Annotated in this window: 13 protein-coding genes and 2 riboswitches; of the genes, 8 read left to right on the top strand and 5 right to left on the bottom strand. The window is 68.4% G+C overall.

All coding sequences use genetic code 11. The features are described from left to right. Positions 1 to 49 precede the first annotated feature (49 nt). Positions 50 to 305, top strand: a riboswitch (cobalamin riboswitch). 130 nt (positions 306 to 435) lie between these two features. From cobG to cobJ, 4 genes are read left to right on the top strand one after another with little or no spacing between them, the layout of a single operon-like run. After that, positions 436 to 1,965, top strand: coding sequence for a precorrin-3B synthase (cobG, locus tag P2869_RS22370; protein WP_277599600.1), 1,530 nt, complete (start codon positions 436 to 438; stop codon positions 1,963 to 1,965). After that, entirely contained in the window at positions 1,958 to 2,584 is a 627-nt protein-coding gene (locus tag P2869_RS22365) for a precorrin-8X methylmutase (RefSeq protein WP_277599599.1), read from the top strand. The genes cobG and P2869_RS22365 overlap by 8 nt, the downstream gene beginning before the upstream one ends. Further along, entirely contained in the window at positions 2,581 to 3,339 is a 759-nt protein-coding gene (locus tag P2869_RS22360; RefSeq protein WP_277599598.1) for a precorrin-2 C(20)-methyltransferase, read from the top strand. The genes P2869_RS22365 and P2869_RS22360 overlap by 4 nt, the downstream gene beginning before the upstream one ends. Then, the gene (gene cobJ / locus P2869_RS22355) at positions 3,327 to 5,252 is read left to right on the top strand and encodes a precorrin-3B C(17)-methyltransferase (RefSeq protein WP_277599597.1); all 1,926 of its coding nucleotides are present in this window, start codon (positions 3,327 to 3,329) and stop codon (positions 5,250 to 5,252) included. The genes P2869_RS22360 and cobJ overlap by 13 nt, the downstream gene beginning before the upstream one ends. Positions 5,253 to 5,318: 66 nt before the next feature. On the opposite strand, the gene P2869_RS22350 is transcribed toward cobJ, so the two are convergent. The 4 genes from P2869_RS22350 to cobW form a co-directional block, all read right to left on the bottom strand. Beyond that, positions 5,319 to 5,948 carry a VWA domain-containing protein gene (locus P2869_RS22350; protein ID WP_277599596.1) on the bottom strand — a complete coding sequence of 210 codons (630 nt, stop codon included), beginning with the start codon at positions 5,946 to 5,948 and terminating at the stop codon, positions 5,319 to 5,321. A 62-nt stretch (positions 5,949 to 6,010) separates the two neighbouring features. Next, entirely contained in the window at positions 6,011 to 7,129 is a 1,119-nt protein-coding gene (locus P2869_RS22345; RefSeq protein WP_277599819.1) for an ATP-binding protein, read from the bottom strand. 26 nt (positions 7,130 to 7,155) lie between these two features. After that, complete coding sequence (gene cobN, locus P2869_RS22340) at positions 7,156 to 11,106, bottom strand: cobaltochelatase subunit CobN (RefSeq protein WP_277599595.1); 3,951 nt, start codon at positions 11,104 to 11,106, stop codon at positions 7,156 to 7,158. Positions 11,107 to 11,112: 6 nt separating this feature from the next. Beyond that, on the bottom strand, positions 11,113 to 12,240 hold the full coding sequence (gene cobW / locus P2869_RS22335; RefSeq protein ID WP_277599594.1) for a cobalamin biosynthesis protein CobW: 1,128 nt from the start codon (positions 12,238 to 12,240) through the stop codon (positions 11,113 to 11,115). Between the two features lie 210 nt (positions 12,241 to 12,450). Continuing rightward, positions 12,451 to 12,733: riboswitch (cobalamin riboswitch) on the bottom strand. A 167-nt stretch (positions 12,734 to 12,900) separates the two neighbouring features. Here cobW and P2869_RS22330 point away from each other — a divergent pair. The 3 genes from P2869_RS22330 to P2869_RS22320 are packed head-to-tail and all read left to right on the top strand — an operon-like array spanning position 12,901 to position 15,426. Further along, positions 12,901 to 13,494, top strand: coding sequence for a cobalamin biosynthesis protein (locus P2869_RS22330; protein WP_277599593.1), 594 nt, complete (start codon positions 12,901 to 12,903; stop codon positions 13,492 to 13,494). Beyond that, complete coding sequence (gene cobO, locus P2869_RS22325) at positions 13,491 to 14,093, top strand: cob(I)yrinic acid a,c-diamide adenosyltransferase (protein ID WP_017778270.1); 603 nt, start codon at positions 13,491 to 13,493, stop codon at positions 14,091 to 14,093. Before P2869_RS22330 ends, cobO begins: the two co-directional genes overlap by 4 nt. A 19-nt stretch (positions 14,094 to 14,112) precedes the next feature. Next, positions 14,113 to 15,426: a cobyrinate a,c-diamide synthase gene (locus tag P2869_RS22320; protein ID WP_277599933.1), complete on the top strand. Its 1,314-nt coding sequence runs from the start codon at positions 14,113 to 14,115 to the stop codon at positions 15,424 to 15,426. Positions 15,427 to 15,480: 54 nt separating this feature from the next. Here the strand turns inward: P2869_RS22320 and P2869_RS22315 are convergent, their stop codons facing one another. Further along, positions 15,481 to 15,777, bottom strand: coding sequence for a hypothetical protein (locus P2869_RS22315; RefSeq protein ID WP_017778268.1), 297 nt, complete (start codon positions 15,775 to 15,777; stop codon positions 15,481 to 15,483). A gap of 684 nt (positions 15,778 to 16,461) precedes the next feature. Between P2869_RS22315 and P2869_RS22310 the strand changes: the two genes are divergently transcribed. Next, positions 16,462 to 18,438 carry a phosphatase PAP2 family protein gene (locus tag P2869_RS22310; RefSeq protein ID WP_277599592.1) on the top strand — a complete coding sequence of 659 codons (1,977 nt, stop codon included), beginning with the start codon at positions 16,462 to 16,464 and terminating at the stop codon, positions 18,436 to 18,438. Positions 18,439 to 18,510 lie beyond the last annotated feature (72 nt).

Below are 18,510 nucleotides of genomic sequence, written 5' to 3'. Positions count from 1 at the left end.
CGGGCTTCCATGCGGCCTCGCCACGGGGTCGTGCCCGTCGCAAAAAAGAGGATAATACCGCCTCGCCGGTGCCCTACGGGGCTGAAAAGGGAACACAGCAAAGCTGTGGCTGCCCCCGCAACTGTGAGCAGAAAGTCCGCGCCGCCACGCGCCACTGGACGATCGGGCAAGCCAGCCGATCCACCGGGAAGGCCGGCACGGACGCCGGGTCGCACATGGTGTTCAGCGCGTTTTTTCGTGCGTCGTCCATGAGGCAACCCGGCAAGCTGCGAGCCAGGAGACCTGCCGGCAAGAACGTTCGTGCAAGCCAACACCGGGCGGGGTGCACCGGTGCAGCGTGCTCTCCTCGCCACGCAGGGAGCGCACCTGGCCGCAGCGCGACGCCTGATTCTTCGTTGAGCCTTCTCACCGATTTCACTGAACGAGCGCTGCGCATTGAGCCACGATTTCTCTCTTTCGCTTCGGCCTTCCGCCTGTCCCGCGCTTACGCGCATCGTGAACGCACGCGACGGCGGGTTGTGCCGCATCAAGCTGCCCGGCGGCGAACTGCTCGCCGCGCAGGCCGTCGCGATTGCCGAGGCGGCCAGCGAACACGCGTCCGGCGTGATCGAACTGACGAACCGGTCCAACGTGCAACTACGCGGCGTGCGGGCGGGTCACGAGGCCGCGTTGATCGCGCGACTGCTCGCGGCGGGGCTCGGGCCGCGGCAACTGCCGGGCGCGTCGCCCTTTGCGTCTGACGCGTCATGCAACGCTCCGTCGTTGACCCCGCGCCTCGCTGCCGCCGACGACGTGCGCAACGTGATGGTGAGTCCCACCGCGGGCCGCGATGCCGGCGCGCTCATCGACACGCGTCCGCTCGCCGCGCAACTGCTCGCGCTGCTGGAAGGCGAGCCGCGTTTCGCGGCGCTCTCGCCGAAGTTCGCGTTGCTGCTCGACGGTGGCGAGCAGCTCGCGGCGCTCGATCATCCGCACGACATCTGGCTCTCGGCCATCGCGCCCGAGCAACATGCCGACGAAACGTGGTTCGCGTTCGGCCTCGCGGGCAAGCCTTCGTGCACGCAGCGCTGCGCACTGGCCGCCGTGCAGACGGCCAACGTGCCCGCGCTGGTTCGCGCACTGCTCACGCTCTTTCTCGACCTCGCCGGCCCCGACGACACGCGCATGCGCCACCTCGTCGCCACCCACGGCGAGGCCGCGCTGCTCGAACACCTGGCACGCCGTATCGATTTTCCGTTGCGCCGTGACGCCGCCGTCGACGCGTGGCGCCGCCAGCCGGCCGATGCATCGCTGCGATTCGGCGCGCATCGGCAACGCGATGGCGAACGCTGGTACGTGGGGGCCCAGCCGCCGCTCGGTCGGCTCGATGCGCCCGCGCTGCACGAACTCGCGCGGCTGGTCGAACAGGTCGCCGCAAAGCACGGCCACGCGACGCTGCGCGCCACGCCCTGGCAAGGCCTGCTGCTGCCCGACCTCGAAGCGGCCGCGCTAGCGCAGGTCGAACGTGGGCTGGATGCACTCGGACTGATTCAGGACGCGCGGCATCCGCTCGCAAGGCTCGTCGCGTGCGCCGGCTCACCGGGCTGCGTGAAGGCGCATGCCGACACGAAAGCCGATGCCCTCGTGCTCGCGCCGCACCTACCCGCGGACATGAACGTGGAAGTCCACCTGAGCGGCTGCGTGCGCTCGTGCGCCGCCGCGCACTGCGCGCCCTATACGCTGCTGGCGGTGGAACCGGGACGCTACGACGTCTATCGGCGCATCGAGCAGGCGGCCGCGCAAGCGCCTTCCGATGAAAACGAAGCTCTTGACCTGGCCTTGCGCCCCAAAAAATCGCGCCCCGAAAACCCGCGCTTCGAACACCCGCGCTTCGGCGAACGCCTCGCTGCCCACCTCACCCTCGACCAGGCTGCCCGCATCCTTCACGCGGCACGCCCGGGCGCCGGAGTTTCTTCCCATGCTTGATTACGTCCGCGACGGCCAGGCCATCTACCGCGAGTCTTTCGCGACGATACGCGCCGAGGCCGATCTCTCCCGCATCCCGCCCGACCTCGAAAAGCTCGCGGTGCGCGTGATCCACGCGTGCGGCATGGTCGATATCGTCGAAGCGCTCAGGTTTTCGCCGGGCGCCGCCACGGCGGGGCGCGAGGCACTCAAGCGCGGCGCCCCGATTCTCTGCGACGCCCGCATGGTGGCCGAAGGCGTCACGCGCGCGCGGTTGCCCGCGGCGAACCCGGTGCTCTGCACGCTCGGCGACCCGGCCGTGCCGCAGTTGGCACGCGAGCTTGGCAACACGCGCTCGGCTGCGGCGCTCGAACTCTGGCGCCCTCATCTGGAAGGCAGCGTGGTCGCCATCGGCAATGCGCCCACGGCGCTCTTCCATCTGCTCGACATGCTCGACGCGGGCGCGCCGCGGCCCGCGCTGATTCTCGGCTTTCCGGTGGGGTTCGTGGGCGCCGCCGAATCGAAAGCAATGCTCGCCGCCGACAGCCGCGGCGTGCCCTACGTGATCGTGGCAGGCCGGCGCGGCGGCAGCGCGATGGCCGCGGCTGCCGTGAACGCGCTCGCCTCGGAGGCTGAATGACGACACAGAGGACGACAGAGCGCACGACACAGCGCGGACGACTCTACGGCATCGGCGTCGGCCCCGGCGACCCCGAGCTTCTCACGCTCAAGGCGCTGCGTTTGCTCAAGGCCGCGCCCGTGGTCGCGTATTTCGTCGCGAAGGGCAAGAAGGGCAACGCGTTCAGCATCGTCGAAGCGCACCTCGCCCACGAGCAGATCCAGTTGCCCCTCATCTACCCCGTAACGACCGAAACGCTTGCGCCACCGCTGTCGTACGAAGCCATCATCGCGGACTTCTACGACACGGCCGCCGCCGTGGTGAGCGCGCATCTGGATGCAGGCCGCGACGTGGCCGTGATCTGCGAAGGCGATCCGTTCTTCTACGGCTCGTACATGTACCTGCACGACCGCCTCGCGCCCCACTTCGACGTAGACGTGGTGCCCGGCGTCTGTTCGATGCTGGGCGGCGCGGCGGTGCTGGGCGCGCCGCTCGTCTATCGCAACCAGAGCCTTTCGGTGCTCTCCGGCGTGCTGCCCGAAGACGAACTGCGCCGCAGGCTCAAGGACGCCGATGCGGCCGTCGTCATGAAACTGGGCCGGAACTTCGAGAAGGTGCGGCGCGTGCTGGATGAACTGGGTCTCGCGAGCCGTGCGCTCTACGTGGAGCGCGCCACGATGGCGAACCAGCGCATCGTGCCGCTCGCGGAGGTGGACCCCATGGCGTCGCCGTATTTTTCGCTGCTCGTCGTGCCGGGGGAAAAATGGCAAGGGTAAGCGCACCGCCCGCGATCGTCGTGCTGGGGCCGGGGGCGCTCGACACCGCGCGACGCATTCAGGCGAGCTACGCGGGCGCGCAACTGCACGGGCTGCACGCGCGCGTGGATGCCGACGTGGCATTCACCGAACTCGGCGTCCATCTGCGCACGCTCTACGCGCAGGGCACGCCCATCGTGGCGCTGTGCGCGGCGGGCATCGTGATTCGCAGCCTCGCGCCCGCCCTGGCGAACAAGGGCAGCGAGCCGCCCGTGCTCGCCGTGGCCGAAGACGGCAGCGCCGTCGTGCCGCTGCTGGGCGGACTTGCGGGCGTCAACGTGATGGCGCGCGAGATCGCCGCGACGCTCGGCGTAGCGCCCGCCATCACGACGAGCGGCGAACTGCGCTTCGGCACCTGCCTGCTCAATCCACCCGAAGGCTACGCGCTCGCGAGCCTCGAACAAGGCAAGCGTTTCGTCTCCGATCTGCTGGCGGGCGAACATGCGCGCATAGAAGGCGAAGCGCCGTGGCTCGACGGCGTGCCGTTGCCGGTGGACGCATCCGCGCGGCTCACGATCCGCGTGACGGCCCAGGTACCGGACGAACGGCGCGATGAACTCGTGGTGCATCCGAAGAGTGTGGTGGCGGCGGTAGGGGGTTTGAACGCGACGGATGGCGCGCATACGGCCTGCAACGATGGCGCAACGAAGAACGGCGCGCACGACCTGACGGCGAAGAACAACACGAGCGGCGAAGAGAACGATCTGGACTCGACCGACCACTCAATCGCAGCACCAGGCCTCCACAGCCGCTCCGGTTCCGATGGCGAACCCGACTCGACCGGCACGCCAATCACCAAGGCCGCCTCCCTCGTGCACCGCGTTCACGAGGCGCTGCGAGCGCAAGGTCTTGCACCCCTTGCGCTCGCCGCATTGCTCGCGCCTGAAGAGCGCATGGACGACAACGCCCTCGAAGAAGCGGCGCGCTCATTGGGCGTGCCGCTGCGGTTTAGCGCCGCCGGTGACGCAACGGAGCAAGGCAGCGCGCCTCACGAGCGCGCCGGACACCTGCTCCGCACAGCGTTGCGCGTGCCTCACGAAATCCATACGCACCACAACGGCATTGCCCTTGCGGTCGCGTCGCGGCCCGTTGCGGCGGCTCTGCCGGGCGAGGCGCGCGGACGCGTGACGGTGGTGGGTCTGGGCCCCGGCAGCGCCGAACTGATGGTGCCGGCCGCACGCACGGCGCTCCATGAGGCCACCGACATCCTCGGCTACGCGACCTACGTGAACATGGCCGGCCCGTTCCGCGACGATCAGCGCGTGCATCCCACCGACAACCGCGAAGAGCTTCAGCGCGCGCGCCACGCCTTCGCGCTCGCGAGCGAGGGGCGGCGCGTCGCGATCGTCTCGTCCGGCGACCCCGGCGTATTCGCGATGGCAGCCGCCGTGCTCGAAGCGCTCGATACCGCCGACCACCCGCGCTGGCGCAAGGTGGCACTCGCCATCGTGCCGGGCGTTTCGGCGGCGATGGCCACCGCGGCACAGGCAGGCGCGCCGCTGGGCCACGACTTCTGCATGCTCTCGCTCTCGGACAACCTCAAGCCCTGGCGCATCATCGAGCAACGCCTGCGCCACGCCGCCGAGGCCGATCTGGTGATGGCGTTCTACAACCCGATTTCCCGCGCGCGGCCCTGGCAGCTCGACCGCGCGCTCGACATCGTGCGCGGCTACCGCGCGCCGCAGACGCGCGTGGTGCTGGGCCGCGACATCGGCCGGCCCGGCGCCACGCTCGTCACGACGACGCTGGGCGCCTTGCGCGCCGATCAGGTGGACATGCGCACGATGGTGATCGTCGGGTCGTCGACCACGCGCGGCGTGGCAGGCGGCCCCCACGGCGAGTGGATCTATACGCCGCGGTGGTATGAGGCGTAAGGGCGGGTTGGCGCGCCGGCTTTTTTCAGTCGTGACCGGTCTGCCGCGCCCTGCTCGCCGCTCACCTCATCCGGTCAGCGCTTGCGCCCGCACCCACTCCGCGTCCCACGCCTGCGCGAGCCGGCCGCAAACCTGAAGCGCCGGCACCTCGCGCTCGAAGTCCACGAACACGATGCGATCGGCCCAAGCCGGCTTCGCGGGACGTTCGCTGCTGCGGCCGTCGGTGAGAATCCAGAGCGCGCGGTGCTGTGCCGGTTGTCTGCGCGCGGCACGCTGAAGCACCTGGCCCGCTGTGCGCAGGCCGAGCGCGAAAGGCGTTCCGCCTCCGCCGCCCACGGGCGCGAGCCATCGTTCGTTCCACCAGCGCGGCACGCCCGGACCGAAGCGCACGTCAGCGCGCACACCGCCGAAAGAGACCAGCGCCACCTCGACGCGTGCCCGCGCCGCGGAATCGAAGCAGCGCACCAGCAGGCCCTTGGCGAGCGCGAGACGTTCGCCGCCCAGCATCGACGCCGAGCAGTCCAGCACGAAGCAATGCAACTCGCCGCGCTCCGCGGTTTGGCGCACGTAGCGCAGATGGTCCGCGCGCAGCGGCGCGTTGCGCTTGCGCGCGAAGGTGGCGGGCCACGCGATGCGCGTGCTGCTGCTGCCTGTGCCGATGCTCGTGCGAGGTCCGCCATCGCGCCGTGCGCTCACGCCCACTTCACCCGGCCATCGGAATCCGCTGCGCGAGTCAGCGGCGGCGCCTTTCCGATGGCTCAGCGTTTTTTTACGGACAGCGGGATCACGCCCTTCACGTTGGCGATGCCCGTGTGCTCGGGCGCAAGGTAGCCCCAGTCGCGCTCGCCGCCCGGGCTCGGCGTTCCGGCATCGGGTTGCGCCGCTGCCGCGTGCGGCGGCGATCCATGACGAACGTCACCGCTTTCTGTGGAACGGCCCTTCTCTTCGTGAGCCCCGGCAGCCGTGTCACCTCGCGGTGCAGACGACGAGCCAGGCGATGCAGCCCGCTCGTCTCGCTGCCCGCCCGCCTCCTCGCGTCGCCGATGCCGCAGCACCGCGGGCGCCACGCGGTCCACGTGTGCGGTCGTGATGGCCGTGGCGCGCTCCAGCGCGGCCAGCGCGCGGGCTGCACGCAACATGACGAGGTCGGCACGCAAGCCGTCCACGCCGGCTTCGATGCAACGCGCGCTCACGTCGGCGTGAATCGCGTCGTCGAAGGCGAGCGCGGGCAGCGCTTCACGGGCCTCGCGGATGCGTTGCGCCACGGTTTGCTGCTCGTCGGCATAGGCGCGGCAAAACGCATCGGGATCCGCGTCGAATGCGAGCCGCGTCTTCACGATCTGCTGCCGCGCGGTCGCATCGAAGCAGTTGTCGAGTTCGACCATGAGCCCGAAGCGGTCCAGCAGCTGCGGGCGCAGTTCGCCCTCTTCCGGGTTCATGGTGCCGATCAGCACGAAGCGCGCCGTGTGGCTATGCGACACGCCGTCGCGCTCCACCACGTTCACGCCGCTTGCGGCGGCGTCGAGCACGGCGTCCACGAGCGCGTCGTCGAGCAGGTTCACCTCGTCCACGTACAGCACGCCGTGATGCGCCTGCGCGAGCAAGCCTGGCGAAAACGTGACGCTGCCGCCGCGCAGCGCTTCGTTCAGGTCGAGCGAGCCCACGAGCCGCTCCTGGGTCGCGCCGAGCGGCAGCGTGACGAAGCGGCCCTCGGGCAGCAGTTCGGCCAGCGAGCGCGCCGCCGTCGATTTCGCCGTGCCGCGCGGCCCGCTCACCAGCACGCCGCCCACGCCGGGGTCCACGGCGGCGAGCAACAGCGCTTCGCGCAACGCGGTCTGGCCGACGAGGGCACTGAACGGATAGGACCGCGGCAACATGCCGGGCACGGATTCAGCGGATGCGTTCACGATGACCTCTCTTCAATGCGCTCGTCGATGGCGAGCAACTGGCTTTCGATCTGCGCGCGCCGTTCGCCGGGCGCCTGCCACAGGCCGCGGTCCATCGCCTCGATCAGCCGCTCGCACACCGAACGCAGCGCGTGCGGATTGTGCTGCTGCATGAAAGCGCGCGTGTCGGCGTCGTTGACGTAGGCGTCCGCCACCAGCGCGTATTGATGGTCCGAGACGACGCGCGCGGTCGCGTCGTAGCCGAACAGGTAGTCCACGGTCGCGGCGATTTCCGCGGCGCCCTTGTAGCCGTGGCGCTTCACGCCGTCCAGCCACTTCGGATTGACCACGCGCGAGCGGATCACGCGCGCCATCTCTTCGGCGAGCGGACGCACGCGCGGTGCGGCCGGGTTGCTGTGGTCGCCGTGATAAACCTGCGGCTGCTGTCCCGCGAAATGGCGCACGGCCGCCGTCATGCCGCCGTGGAACTGGTGGTAGTCGTTCGAATCGAGCACGTCGTGCTCGCGGTTGTCCTGGTTCTGGAGCACGACGTCGATGGTGGCAAGCCGCGTAGCGAACGCGCCGTGCGCGGCTTCGCCCGCGCCCGTTTGCGTGTAGGCGTAGCCACCCCAGGCGCGATAGGCCTCGGCAAGGTCTTCGTCGGTCTGCCACTGGCGCGCGTCGATCATCTGCTGCAAGCCCGCGCCGTAGGCGCCGGGCCGCGCGCTGAACACGCGCCAGCCGGCCCGCTGGCGGGCTTCCTGCGCGTCGAGCCCGCGTGCAATCCACGCGTCGCGCTCGCGCAGCACGCGCGCGCGGATGGGGTTGACGTCCTCGGGCTCGTCGTCGAGATCCGCCACGGCCTGCACGGCGGCGTCGAATAGATGCATCACGTTCGGAAACGCGTCGCGAAAGAAGCCCGACACGCGCAGCGTGACGTCGATACGTGGACGCTCCAGCGCGCCCGCCGGCAAAATCTCGAAGTCCGTCACGCGATGGCTGCCCGCCGCCCACTTCGGCCGCACGCCGATGAGCGCCAGCGCCTGGGCGATGTCGTCGCCGCCCGTGCGCATGGTCGCCGTGCCCCAGACCGAGAGACCGATGGCGCGCGGATAGTCGCCGTGCTCCTGAAGATGCCGCTCCACCAACTGGCGCGCCGACTTCACGCCGAGCGCCCACGCGGCCTGAGTGGGAATGGCGCGCGTATCCACCGAATAAAAGTTGCGGCCCGTGGGCAGGACGTCGGGGCGGCCGCGTGACGGCGAGCCGCTGGGGCCCGGCGGCACGAAGCGGCCTTCCAGACCGCGCGTGAGCTGGCGCAATTCTTCGCTGCCGCAGGCGTCGAGACGCGGCAGCACGTCGTCGCGCAGACGGTGCAGCACCTGGGTCGCGAGCGGCAAGGCGGTTGCTGCTTGCGCGGCATCGAGCAAACCGGCAAGGCGGGATGGCCCCGCATCCGCGCGAGCCGCTTCTGCCGCTTCCGCCGCTTCTGCCGCTTCTGCCTCTTCTTCCGCATCAATCCCTTCAGCCGCATCGCCCGCCGTCGCTTCGCAGACGCCTTCGAGCAACACCTCCGCCAGTTGCTCCAGCCGCTCGCGGGTGTCGCCGTTGTGGCGCCACGGCGCATCGCTCACGGCTTCGAGCCACGCGGGCCGCGGGCCGGTCCACGGCGTGGACCATTCCGCCGTCAGCGGATCGAAGCACTCAGCGATGCCGAGATCTTTCGCGAGCGCATCGATCAAGCCCACGTTCGCGCCCTGGCCGTCGCCGGCAGGAAAGCGTGCGAGCGCGAGCAGCGTGTCGCGTCGCTCGCGCCCTTGGGGCGAATGGCCGAACACGTGCAGGCCGTCGCGAATCTGCGCTTCCTTCAGCTCACAGAGCCATGCGTCCACGCGCACGAGCAGCGCGTCTTCCTCGTCCGCCCCGCGCGGTTTTGCGACGCTCAGTTCCTCGTGCAGCCTGTGCTTCACGATGGTCTCGAGAATGCTTGCGCGCAGCAGCTTCGCGCGCCGCGCGTCGACCATCAGTGCCTCGTAGTATTCGTCGACCTGGCGTTCGAGGTCCTGCATCGGCCCGTAGTTTTCGGCGCGCGTGAGCGGCGGCATCAGATGATCGACGATCACCGCATGCGCGCGCCGTTTCGCCTGGCTGCCCTCGCCGGGGTCGTTGACGATGAACGGATAGAGATGCGGCGTGGGCCCCAGCGTGAGGTCGGGCCAGCACTGCTCGCTCAACGCCACGCTCTTGCCGGGCAGCCATTCGAGGCTGCCGTGCTTGCCCACGTGGACGATCGCGTCCACGCCGAACGTGTGGCGCAGCCAGAAGTAGAACGCGAGATACGCGTGCGGCGGCACGAGGTCGGCGTCGTGATAGCTCGCGTAGTCCGCGGCCTCGCGCGAGCGCGAGGGCTGAATGCCCACGAACACGTGGCCGCAGCGCCATCCCGCGATCATGAAACGGCCGCGGCGCACCGTGGGGTCCTGCTCGGGCGCCCCCCATCGTGCGTTCAGCGCGTTGCGCACCTCGGCGGGCAGTGCGTTGAAGTGCGCGAGGTAGTCGTCGAGCGCAAGGCTCTGCAAGGCGGGACGCAGGTCGCGCACGGTGGGGTCGTTGGTCACGCCTTCGGTCAGGCGGTCCATCAACACGGCGCCGTTTGCGGGCACTTCGGCCACGCGATAGCCTTCGGCAAGCAACGTTTGCAGAATGCCCACCACCGACGCCGGCGTATCGAGCCCCACGCCGTTGCCGATGCGCCCTTCGCTCATCGGATAGTTGGCGAGCACGAGCGCCACGCGCTTGTCGCCGTTCGGCAAGCTGCGCAGCCTGCACCAACGCCGGCTCAACTCGCCCACGAACGCCACGCGTTCCGCGTCGGGCTGATAGCGCACCACGTCCACTTCGGTATGCGGGCAGCGCCACGCGAAACCCTTGAAGCTCACGGCACGCGTGACGATGCGCCCGTCCACCTCGGGCAGCGCGACGTGCATGGCGATATCGCGCGAATGCAGGCCCTGGTTGTCTTTGAGCCAGTCGTCGCGATTGCCCGAACTCAGAATCACCTGGAACACAGGCGCGTCGCCCGTGAGCGCGAGCGATGCAGGGGCAGCGGGATCATCCAGCGACGACGCCGCGAACGCCGTCGTATTGAGCACAAGCGCGACGCCATGGTCGGCACACAACTGCGCGACGACGTCGCGGCTCATCGCATCTTTCAGCGACGTCACGGCGATGGGCAACGGGTTCATGCCGCGCGCTTCGAGCGCTTCGATCAGCGCATCGAACACGGCCGTGTTGGCAGCCTGCACGTGCGCCCGATAGAAGAGCAGCGCGACCACCGGCGCGCCTTCGCGCCAGCGGGCCTGCCAGTCTGCGACCGTCGGCACGGTTGCCGCCGTGCGGGCCTCATTCGCGGGATTCGCCGGGTAGTACAGCATCGCAGCGGGCAGCGGCACGGGCGGCGCGGGCTCGCGGCCCCAGCCCAGCGCGTGCCAGGCGATAGCGCGCAGGAAGCCTTCGGCATTCGCGAGGCCGCCTTCGCGCAGATAGCGCCACAGTTGCCGGCACAGCGCGGCATCGGCGGTGCTTCTCGCAATGAGATTCGGGTCTTCCTGCAAGTCGCCCGAAAACATCGCGAGCGTCTGGCCCTTGCGCTGCGCGAGTTCCACCACGCGCTCGATGCCGTAAGGCCAATACGCTTCGCCGCCCAGATGGTCCACCACGACCACGCGCGCGTGCTGCAACACGTCGTCGATATAGAAATCCACCGACGCGGGCTGGCGCAGGAACGCGACATTCGCAAGCCGCAGGCTCGGAAAACCCGGCTCCATGTGCTCGATCACGCTCGCGAGCAGCGAGAGCGTGGTGTCGGCCGAACTGAGCACGACGATGTCGGCCGGACGCTGATCGATGCGGATCACGCCCGCCGTGTCGTCGACAAAACCGCCGGGTACGGTGCGCAGCAGATGCATGGCGGTCTAGCGTCCCGTGGCTTCGGCGGTGGTGGAGGCCAGCGCCGCGTCGAACGCTGCTTGCAGCACGGCCTGATCGAGGTCTTCGCCAATCAGGACGAAGCGGCTCGTGCGCGCCTGGTGGCCCATTTCGTCATGCATTTCATCCTCACGCCAGCGGCGGTCGAAGTAGCTGTCGAAGCGCCGGCCCACGCCTTGAATGACGAGCCGCATCGGCGCGCCGGGCAGCGCGGCGAAGCCCTTCGCGCGGTAGATGGTGTGACGTTCCACGAGCGCGCCCAGCGCCGCAATGGCCGCCTCGCGCGTGGCCGGCGCACCCGTGACGACGACCGAATCGAAGTCGTCGTGATGGTGATGGTCGGGATCGTTCGACGAGCCGTGATGGTCGGGACGTTGATCGATGGTGGCTTCGGACGCCGCCGCGAGCCCGAGCAACGCGGGCAGCGCAAGCTGACCGCCCTGCGCGCGCAGAATCTTCACGTGCGGCGGCAGTTCTTCGCGAATCAGCGCCTCCACGGCGGCCTGCTCCGCTTCGCCGATGAGGTCCGTCTTGTTGAGCACGACGAGGTCCGCGGCGCTCAATTGATCTTCGAACAGTTCGTGCAGCGGCGACTCGTGATCGAGATTCGGATCGGCGCGGCGCTGCGCGTCCACGGCGTTCGGGTCCGCGGCGAACTGGCCGCTCGCGGCGGCGGGTCCGTCCACCATCGTCACGACGGCGTCCACGGTGAAGCTGTTGCGAATCGAAGGCCAGTTGAAGGCCTGCACGAGCGGCTTGGGCAGCGCGAGCCCCGACGTTTCGATCAGCACGTGGTCGATCTGCGCGCGCCGCTCCACGAGCGCTTCCATCACGGGAAAAAATTCTTCCTGCACCGTGCAGCACAGGCAGCCGTTCGCGAGTTCGTAGAGCTGGCCTTCGCTCCCGTTGCCGCCTTCGTTGTCGCCTTCATCGCAGCCGATGCCGCAGCCCTTCAGTATTTCGCCGTCGATGCCGAGTTCGCCGAACTCGTTGACGATGACGGCGACGCGCAGGCCGTTGGCCTCGCGAAGAATGTGACGCAGCAGCGTGGTTTTGCCGCTGCCGAGAAAGCCGGTGACGATGGTCACGGGAATCTTGCGCATGAGTTCTGACATGCGGGGCCTCGATGGTTCAGGTAGTGGCCGTGCCACGCCGCACGATGCGCGCCTCACGCGTCGCATGGAAGATGCATGAAGCAACCTGACTTGCCGAAGCAAAAGAAGCCACGCTGGAAAGCAGTCAGGCGCCCTGGCGGGTCGAGCCGATTGAGCAACGGCCGGCATGCGCATAACGATGCCGACCCAGCGGAACGCCGCTCACCCGCAGCGCCCACTCTTCGCTCTGGCCGGTATCCGGGCTGGCGAAAGCGCCGCTTCACCTTCCCACGCGAGTGATGTTGTTTCTCGCGCAGTGGTTGTCTGCATGCGCGGCCTTGCGCGCATACATCGAAGCCGGCTCCGCATCGCATGTCGCGATGCTTTCGCTTACCGTTGCGGGGGCAGCACAGTTTGGTTCGGACCGTGCGTCAATAGACGGCGAACCGCTGTTTCCCGTTTAACTGCGCGCGCAAGGAACGCGCGCGGGAGCACCAGATCGCCACGGAGTGTAGGTGCCACGGCAGGCCGCGTCAAGGAAGCCCGGCGGCTGCAAAGGCCCTGGGGGAGAGGCCTGGGTGAGGGGCTTGGGTCAGCGGCCTGTGCGAGGGGCCTGTGCTATCGTATGCGCCCGCCTGCGGATGGGCGCGGGCCTATCCAACCCAGTCGATTCAACCCAGCATGAGCCGCACCGCAATGCCGGATTCGTTGACCGCCGCGAACGCGCAAACCGCACAGCCGGTTCGCGACGCCGATGCCACGCATGCCACCCAAGCCACCGATGCCGCCAACCGCGCGGCCACCCACCGCTCGGGCCGCTCGCTCGTGCTCGGCATCGGCTGCCGGCGAGGCGTGTCGATCGCTCAGATCGAAGCCGCGGTGCAAGCGGCGCTGCGCGATGTGGCAGACGATGATGACGCTGCACACCGCGCTTCAACGCATATCGCTGAACACGTCGCCTGCCTCGCCACCCTCGACTCGAAAGCGCACGAGGCCGCCTTGCTTGCGTTCTGCCATCGTCACGCATTGCCGCTGAAGGTTTTTTCCGCAGACGAAATCGCCGCCTGCCTGCGTGAGCACCCTGACCTCGCCCGTTCGCCCGCCGCGCTCGACCATGTCGGCGTAGCAGCCGTGTGCGAGCCGTGCGCGCTGCTCGCGGCGCGAGGCGGCCGGCTCGTTGCAGCGAAACGCGCCTGCGACGGCGTGACAGTCGCCATTGCCGACGCGCACGCATCCCGTCACAGCCCTAATCAGCCACCCATGAGGACACCATGAAGACCGATCCCGACGCGCATCAGCGCATGACGCAACGGCGCCGCGAAGGACACGAGAAGAAGCAGGCGGCGGCCACCGTCGAAAAGGGCCTGCTGATCGTGCACACCGGCAACGGCAAGGGCAAGAGCACCGCCGCCTTCGGCATGGGCGTGCGCATGCTGGGGCACGGCCAGCGCCTTGGCGTCGTGCAGTTCATCAAGGGCGCGCTGCACACGTCCGAGCGCGACTTCCTCGGCACTCACCCGCAGTGCGATTTCGTGACCATGGGCGACGGCTACACCTGGAACACGCAGAACCGCGACGCCGACATCGCCACCGCGCGCAAGGGCTGGAACGAGGCCGTGCGCATGATCGAGAGCGGCGAATACTGCATGGTGATTCTCGACGAACTGAACACCGTGCTGAAGTACGAATACCTGCCGCTCGACGAAGTGCTCGGCGTGCTGCAAGCGCGCGACCCGAGCCTGCACGTCGTGGTGACGGGGCGCCATGCGCCGGATGCGCTCATCGACGCCGCCGATCTCGTCACCGAAATGCGGCTCGTCAAACACCCTTATCGCGAGCAGGGCGTGAAGGCCCAGCGCGGCGTGGAGTTCTGAGGTGCCGCATCTACCCGGTATGCCGCCGCGCTGCCCCGCGCTGTTCGTGAGCGCGCCGGCTTCGGGCCAGGGCAAGACCACGATCACGGCTGGCCTCGCGCGCCTGCACCGGCGCGCTGGCCGGCGCGTGCGCGTCTTCAAGACCGGCCCGGACTTTCTCGACCCGATGATTCTCGCGCGCGCGAGCGGCGCGCCCGTGCAGACGCTGGACCTCTGGATGGTGGGCGAAACGGCGTGCCGTCAACTGCTGGCCGAGGCGGCGCGCGAAACCGACCTGATCCTGATCGAAGGCGTGATGGGGCTCTTCGACGGCACGCCCTCCAGCGCCGACCTCGCCGCCACCTTCAACGTGCCCGTGGCCGCCGTGATTTCCGCGAAGGCGATGGCGCAGACCTTTGGCGCCATCGCCTTCGGCCTCGCACGCTTTCGGAAAGACGTGCCCTTTTACGGCGTGCTGGCGAACCACGTTGGCTCGGCACGTCATGCGCAGATGCTGGAAAGCGCGCTACCCAACGATCTTCGCTGGCTCGGCCACGTCGCGCCCGCCACGGAGATGGCCCTGCCCGACCGGCATCTGGGCCTGCATCAAGCCGATGAAATAGACGACCTCGAAGCACGCATCGAACGCGCCGCAGATGCGCTGGCCGATACCGCGCTGGCACAGTTGCCGCCCGCCATCGAATTCGCGGCCGAGCCGCGCGAGACGTTGCCGCCGCTGCTCGCCGGCCTGCAGATTGCCGTGGCACGCGATGCCGCGTTCTCGTTCATCTATCCCGCGAACCTCGCGCTGCTCGAAGCGCTGGGGGCGCACGTGAGCTTCGTTTCGCCGCTCGCGGACGAGCCCGTCCCTGCCAGCGCTCACGCGCTGTATCTGCCGGGCGGTTATCCCGAACTGCACGCCGCGACGCTGGCGGGCAATGTGCACAACGCGGCGCGCACCGCGGCATCCATTCGCGAGCACGCGGCAAAGAACAAGCCGATCGTCGCGGAATGCGGCGGCATGTTGTATCTGCTGGAAACGCTCACTGACGTGAACGGTGAATCGACGCCCATGCTCGGTCTGCTGCCTGGCCATGCCACGATGCAGGCGCGGCTCGCGGCGCTCGGCATGCAGGCGCTCGACACGACACACGGCACGCTCCACGGGCACACGTTCCACTACTCGCGCATGACGACGGCGCTTACGCCGCTGCGTTACACGCGCCATGCGCAAAGCGATGCGCAAGGCGAACCGGTGTGGCGGCATGGGTCGATCTTCGCGACCTATATGCACGGTTACTGGCCGTCGAATCCGGCGCTGGTCGCTGCGCTATTTCGCGGCGAGGCGGTCTGACGGCGGCCGCCGCCGCCGCCGCGATACGCCTCGGGCCCCACGCCCCACGCCTGATCAGGCGTCGAGCCCATCCACCTGGTCGCGCCCTTGACGGCCCGCGAACACGTCGTCCACGAAGCGTTGCCCCGCGGTGAAGCCGGCCATCAGCGCCGTGCTGGCACTGTCGAAGGGCCGATCGTTATCGTCGGACAAGTTCCACGCGGGAAACGCGCGGGACGACATTTCGTGCCGCACGCTCACGATGGCGAGATAGCCCGTTCGGACCAGCACCGTCCCACCGACAATGGCGTCCGGCAAGCTGTCCGCCTCGACGGTAATTTCATAGCCCCGATATTGATAGACGCGCTGCATTTCTTCCTCCCATGCAGCACAGTGTAGGTCGCCAGAAAGCGCGTGGCGAAAAGAATTGACGCGCCGGGACCATCGGCTTCAATCGCATGAGCAGGCGAATCTGCGGCGGATTATTCGCAGCGGATCGCTTTGTCGATATGCGCCTATATCAGACGTGAGTTCATTGGCGCCCAGGAGAAGCAAGGCTGGGCAATCGCAATGCGTAAATCGCGTGACAGCCGAACGTCGCCTGAATGACAATCGCTGCCGGAGTATCGGGCGCTATAACGCTATTACCTCCAACCGACAAAACGACGACAAAACGAATAAGCCGCGAAAATAGCGCGCAGTTCGTTCACGGTCACGGCAGGCCGAATCGCAGCACGGGTTGCCGATGTGATCGCTTGAAGCCCACCCCATCCGCCACGTCGCGTCGACGCCCGCAAATAGAGGCAGACAAATGACGTCTTTCTCTCCCCACTGCCCCGGCGCATTTAACGCCTTCGTTAAAGCGTTTAACCGAATTGTCATATAAGAGGCCCATCCCATATTCTGAGCAGATTCGACGCCATTTCAGTCATCCGCCATTACACTTTTACGCCTTCTAGCCCTCGTCTTATTCAATGTTTCTCGCGCCTTTCTCGAATCTTTCATAAAGCGACCGTATCTTGCTCGCTTTCTTGACAACGATCCGGGAATCACACCATGCCCGTGCACCGCACGCCACGCTTCGTTTCGCCTCACGCTTTCGCCATGGCCGTCGCCGTCTCGTTCCTCGTCGCTGCCTGCGGCGGCGGCGGGGTGAGCGACAACGCGCCGCCCGCCACCGTCGCGAAAGTGCCCTCGCCGCCGGCCGACCCGGGCTTCGTCGACAGCGCGCCGGTGCAGGCCAACGTGCTCGCCTTCGTCGACAACGCGGCCACGAACCAGCGCGGCGACGCGCGTTACGCCACGATGAGCACGAACGCCGGCGTGCGCGTGCTGAACGGCTTTCGCTCGCTCTGGCAACCGCTCACGGACCTCGTGGACGCCGGCGTGAACGCGCCCGCTGTCGGCAGCTTCCCCGCCATCACCGCGTCGACGTGGACCGGCCTGCCGAACGACGGCACGCCGAACGGCACCGCGCTCAACCCCACGGTGCTCAACGCAAACATCCAGTACGTGGTGGGCGCCACCACGCAGCGCACCGCGGCCCAGGCTTCAGCCGCCTACTTCGACGACCGCCGCGGCAAAGGCTACAGCGTCACGGACGGCATGGGACCGCTCACCACCGCGTGGCGCACCGCGGCGCAGCAGACCACGAGCATCACCACGATTCCCGCCGACGCCACCACGACGCTCTACAACGACAGCGGCAACAACACGGGCGTGGGCGGCAGCGCGAACGCGCAGTTCGGCGCCGTGGTGGACCTCGTCAACGCAATGGGCACGAACGGCTCCACGGAACCCGCAAAGCGTTTCTACAAGTACGAGCGGCCGTACCGCTGGAGTTCGAGCGTCGTCGTCGCGCCCACGCTCGTGCCGGCCGAAAGCACCACGCCCGCAACGGACGGCGGCTTCCCGAGCGGCCACGCGGCGGAAGCCTTGCGCGATGCGCTCGCCATGGCCTACGTGGTGCCCGAGCGCTACCAGGAAATGCTGAGCCGCGGGCTCGAACTGGGCGAGAACCGCATCTTCGCGGGCATGCACTCGCCGCTCGACGTGATGGGCGGCCGCATACTCGCCGAAGCCGTGGTCGCGGCGAACCTCGCTGATCCGACCAACGCCACGCTCAAGCAGACCGCCGTCTCGCTCGCGCATGCCACGCTCTACGCCGCCACCGGCACGACGGCGGCTACCTTCCCAGCGTTCGCGGAGTCGGGCACGACGGCGACAGACCGCTTCGCCGACTACGCCACCAACAAGGCCAACTATCTGCGTCGCCTGACCTACGGCTTCACGCCCATCGCCGCGACCACTGCGGCGCCCGTCGTGCCGAAGGGCGCCGAGGTGCTGCTGGAAACGCGCCTGCCCTACCTCAGCGCGGACCAGCGCCGCGTCGTGCTGAAAACGACCGAACTCGCCTCGGGCTACCCGCTGCTCGACGACGCCGAAGGCTGGGGCCGCCTCAACCTGTTCGCGGCGGCGGACGGATACGGCCAGTTCTCCGGCAACGTGAGCGTGACGATGGACGCCACCCAGGGCGGCTTCAACGCCGCCGACACATGGCGCAACAACATCGGCGGCAGCGGCAAGCTGACCTTCGCGGGCACGGGCGCGCTCACGCTGGCGGGCACGAACAGCTATAGCGGCGGCACCGAGGTCCAGGGCGGCACGCTCGTAGCCGCCTCGCCGCAGGCCTTCGGTGCCGGCGACGTCTACGCGAGCGGCGGCACGGTGGTCGTCCGCACGGGCGCACGCATGAGCATCAACGGTCAGTACACGCAGTTGAAGAACGCCACGCTCGAACTGGATCGCGGCGCGGGCGACACGGGCCGGCTCGCGGTGGCCGGGCTCACCACCTTTGTGGGCGGCACGTTGCACGTGAAGTTCGCGGCGGGCGCCGCGCCGAAGGTGGGCGACATCGTGCCGCTGATCGACAGCGCGCAGTTGCAGGGGCGCTTCGATTCGGTCGTGGTGGACGGCTTCAAGGTGACGCCGCTCTACAACTCGGGCGGCGTCGAAGTGCGCATCGACGGTTGAGGCCGAGCTTCGTCATGGGAACGGCGGCGAAGAAAAGGGTGGATGCAAGCGCGGCAAGGTCGCTGCCGCGTT

Origin of the sequence: Paraburkholderia sp. SUR17 (genome assembly GCF_029536165.1) — a bacterium.
Lineage (GTDB): Bacteria > Pseudomonadota > Gammaproteobacteria > Burkholderiales > Burkholderiaceae > Paraburkholderia > Paraburkholderia kururiensis.
The sequence above is the reverse complement of the archived record's forward strand: the minus strand, read 5'-3'. Positions and strand labels throughout refer to the sequence as shown.

What these genes read in the sequence shown, in the direction of transcription:
- P2869_RS22365 (WP_277599599.1), top strand. Translation starts at nt 1,958, where the DNA reads ATGCTTGATTACGTCCGCGACGGCCAGGCCATCTACCGCGAGTCTTTC.
- P2869_RS22360 (WP_277599598.1), top strand. Translation starts at nt 2,581, where the DNA reads ATGACGACACAGAGGACGACAGAGCGCACGACACAGCGCGGACGACTC.
- cobJ (WP_277599597.1), top strand. Translation starts at nt 3,327, where the DNA reads ATGGCAAGGGTAAGCGCACCGCCCGCGATCGTCGTGCTGGGGCCGGGG.
- P2869_RS22345 (WP_277599819.1), bottom strand. Translation starts at nt 7,129, where the DNA reads ATGTTGCCGCGGTCCTATCCGTTCAGTGCCCTCGTCGGCCAGACCGCG.
- cobN (WP_277599595.1), bottom strand. Translation starts at nt 11,106, where the DNA reads ATGCATCTGCTGCGCACCGTACCCGGCGGTTTTGTCGACGACACGGCG.
- cobW (WP_277599594.1), bottom strand. Translation starts at nt 12,240, where the DNA reads ATGTCAGAACTCATGCGCAAGATTCCCGTGACCATCGTCACCGGCTTT.
- P2869_RS22330 (WP_277599593.1), top strand. Translation starts at nt 12,901, where the DNA reads ATGAGCCGCACCGCAATGCCGGATTCGTTGACCGCCGCGAACGCGCAA.
- cobO (WP_017778270.1), top strand. Translation starts at nt 13,491, where the DNA reads ATGAAGACCGATCCCGACGCGCATCAGCGCATGACGCAACGGCGCCGC.
- P2869_RS22320 (WP_277599933.1), top strand. Translation starts at nt 14,113, where the DNA reads ATGCCGCCGCGCTGCCCCGCGCTGTTCGTGAGCGCGCCGGCTTCGGGC.
- P2869_RS22315 (WP_017778268.1), bottom strand. Translation starts at nt 15,777, where the DNA reads ATGCAGCGCGTCTATCAATATCGGGGCTATGAAATTACCGTCGAGGCG.
- P2869_RS22310 (WP_277599592.1), top strand. Translation starts at nt 16,462, where the DNA reads ATGCCCGTGCACCGCACGCCACGCTTCGTTTCGCCTCACGCTTTCGCC.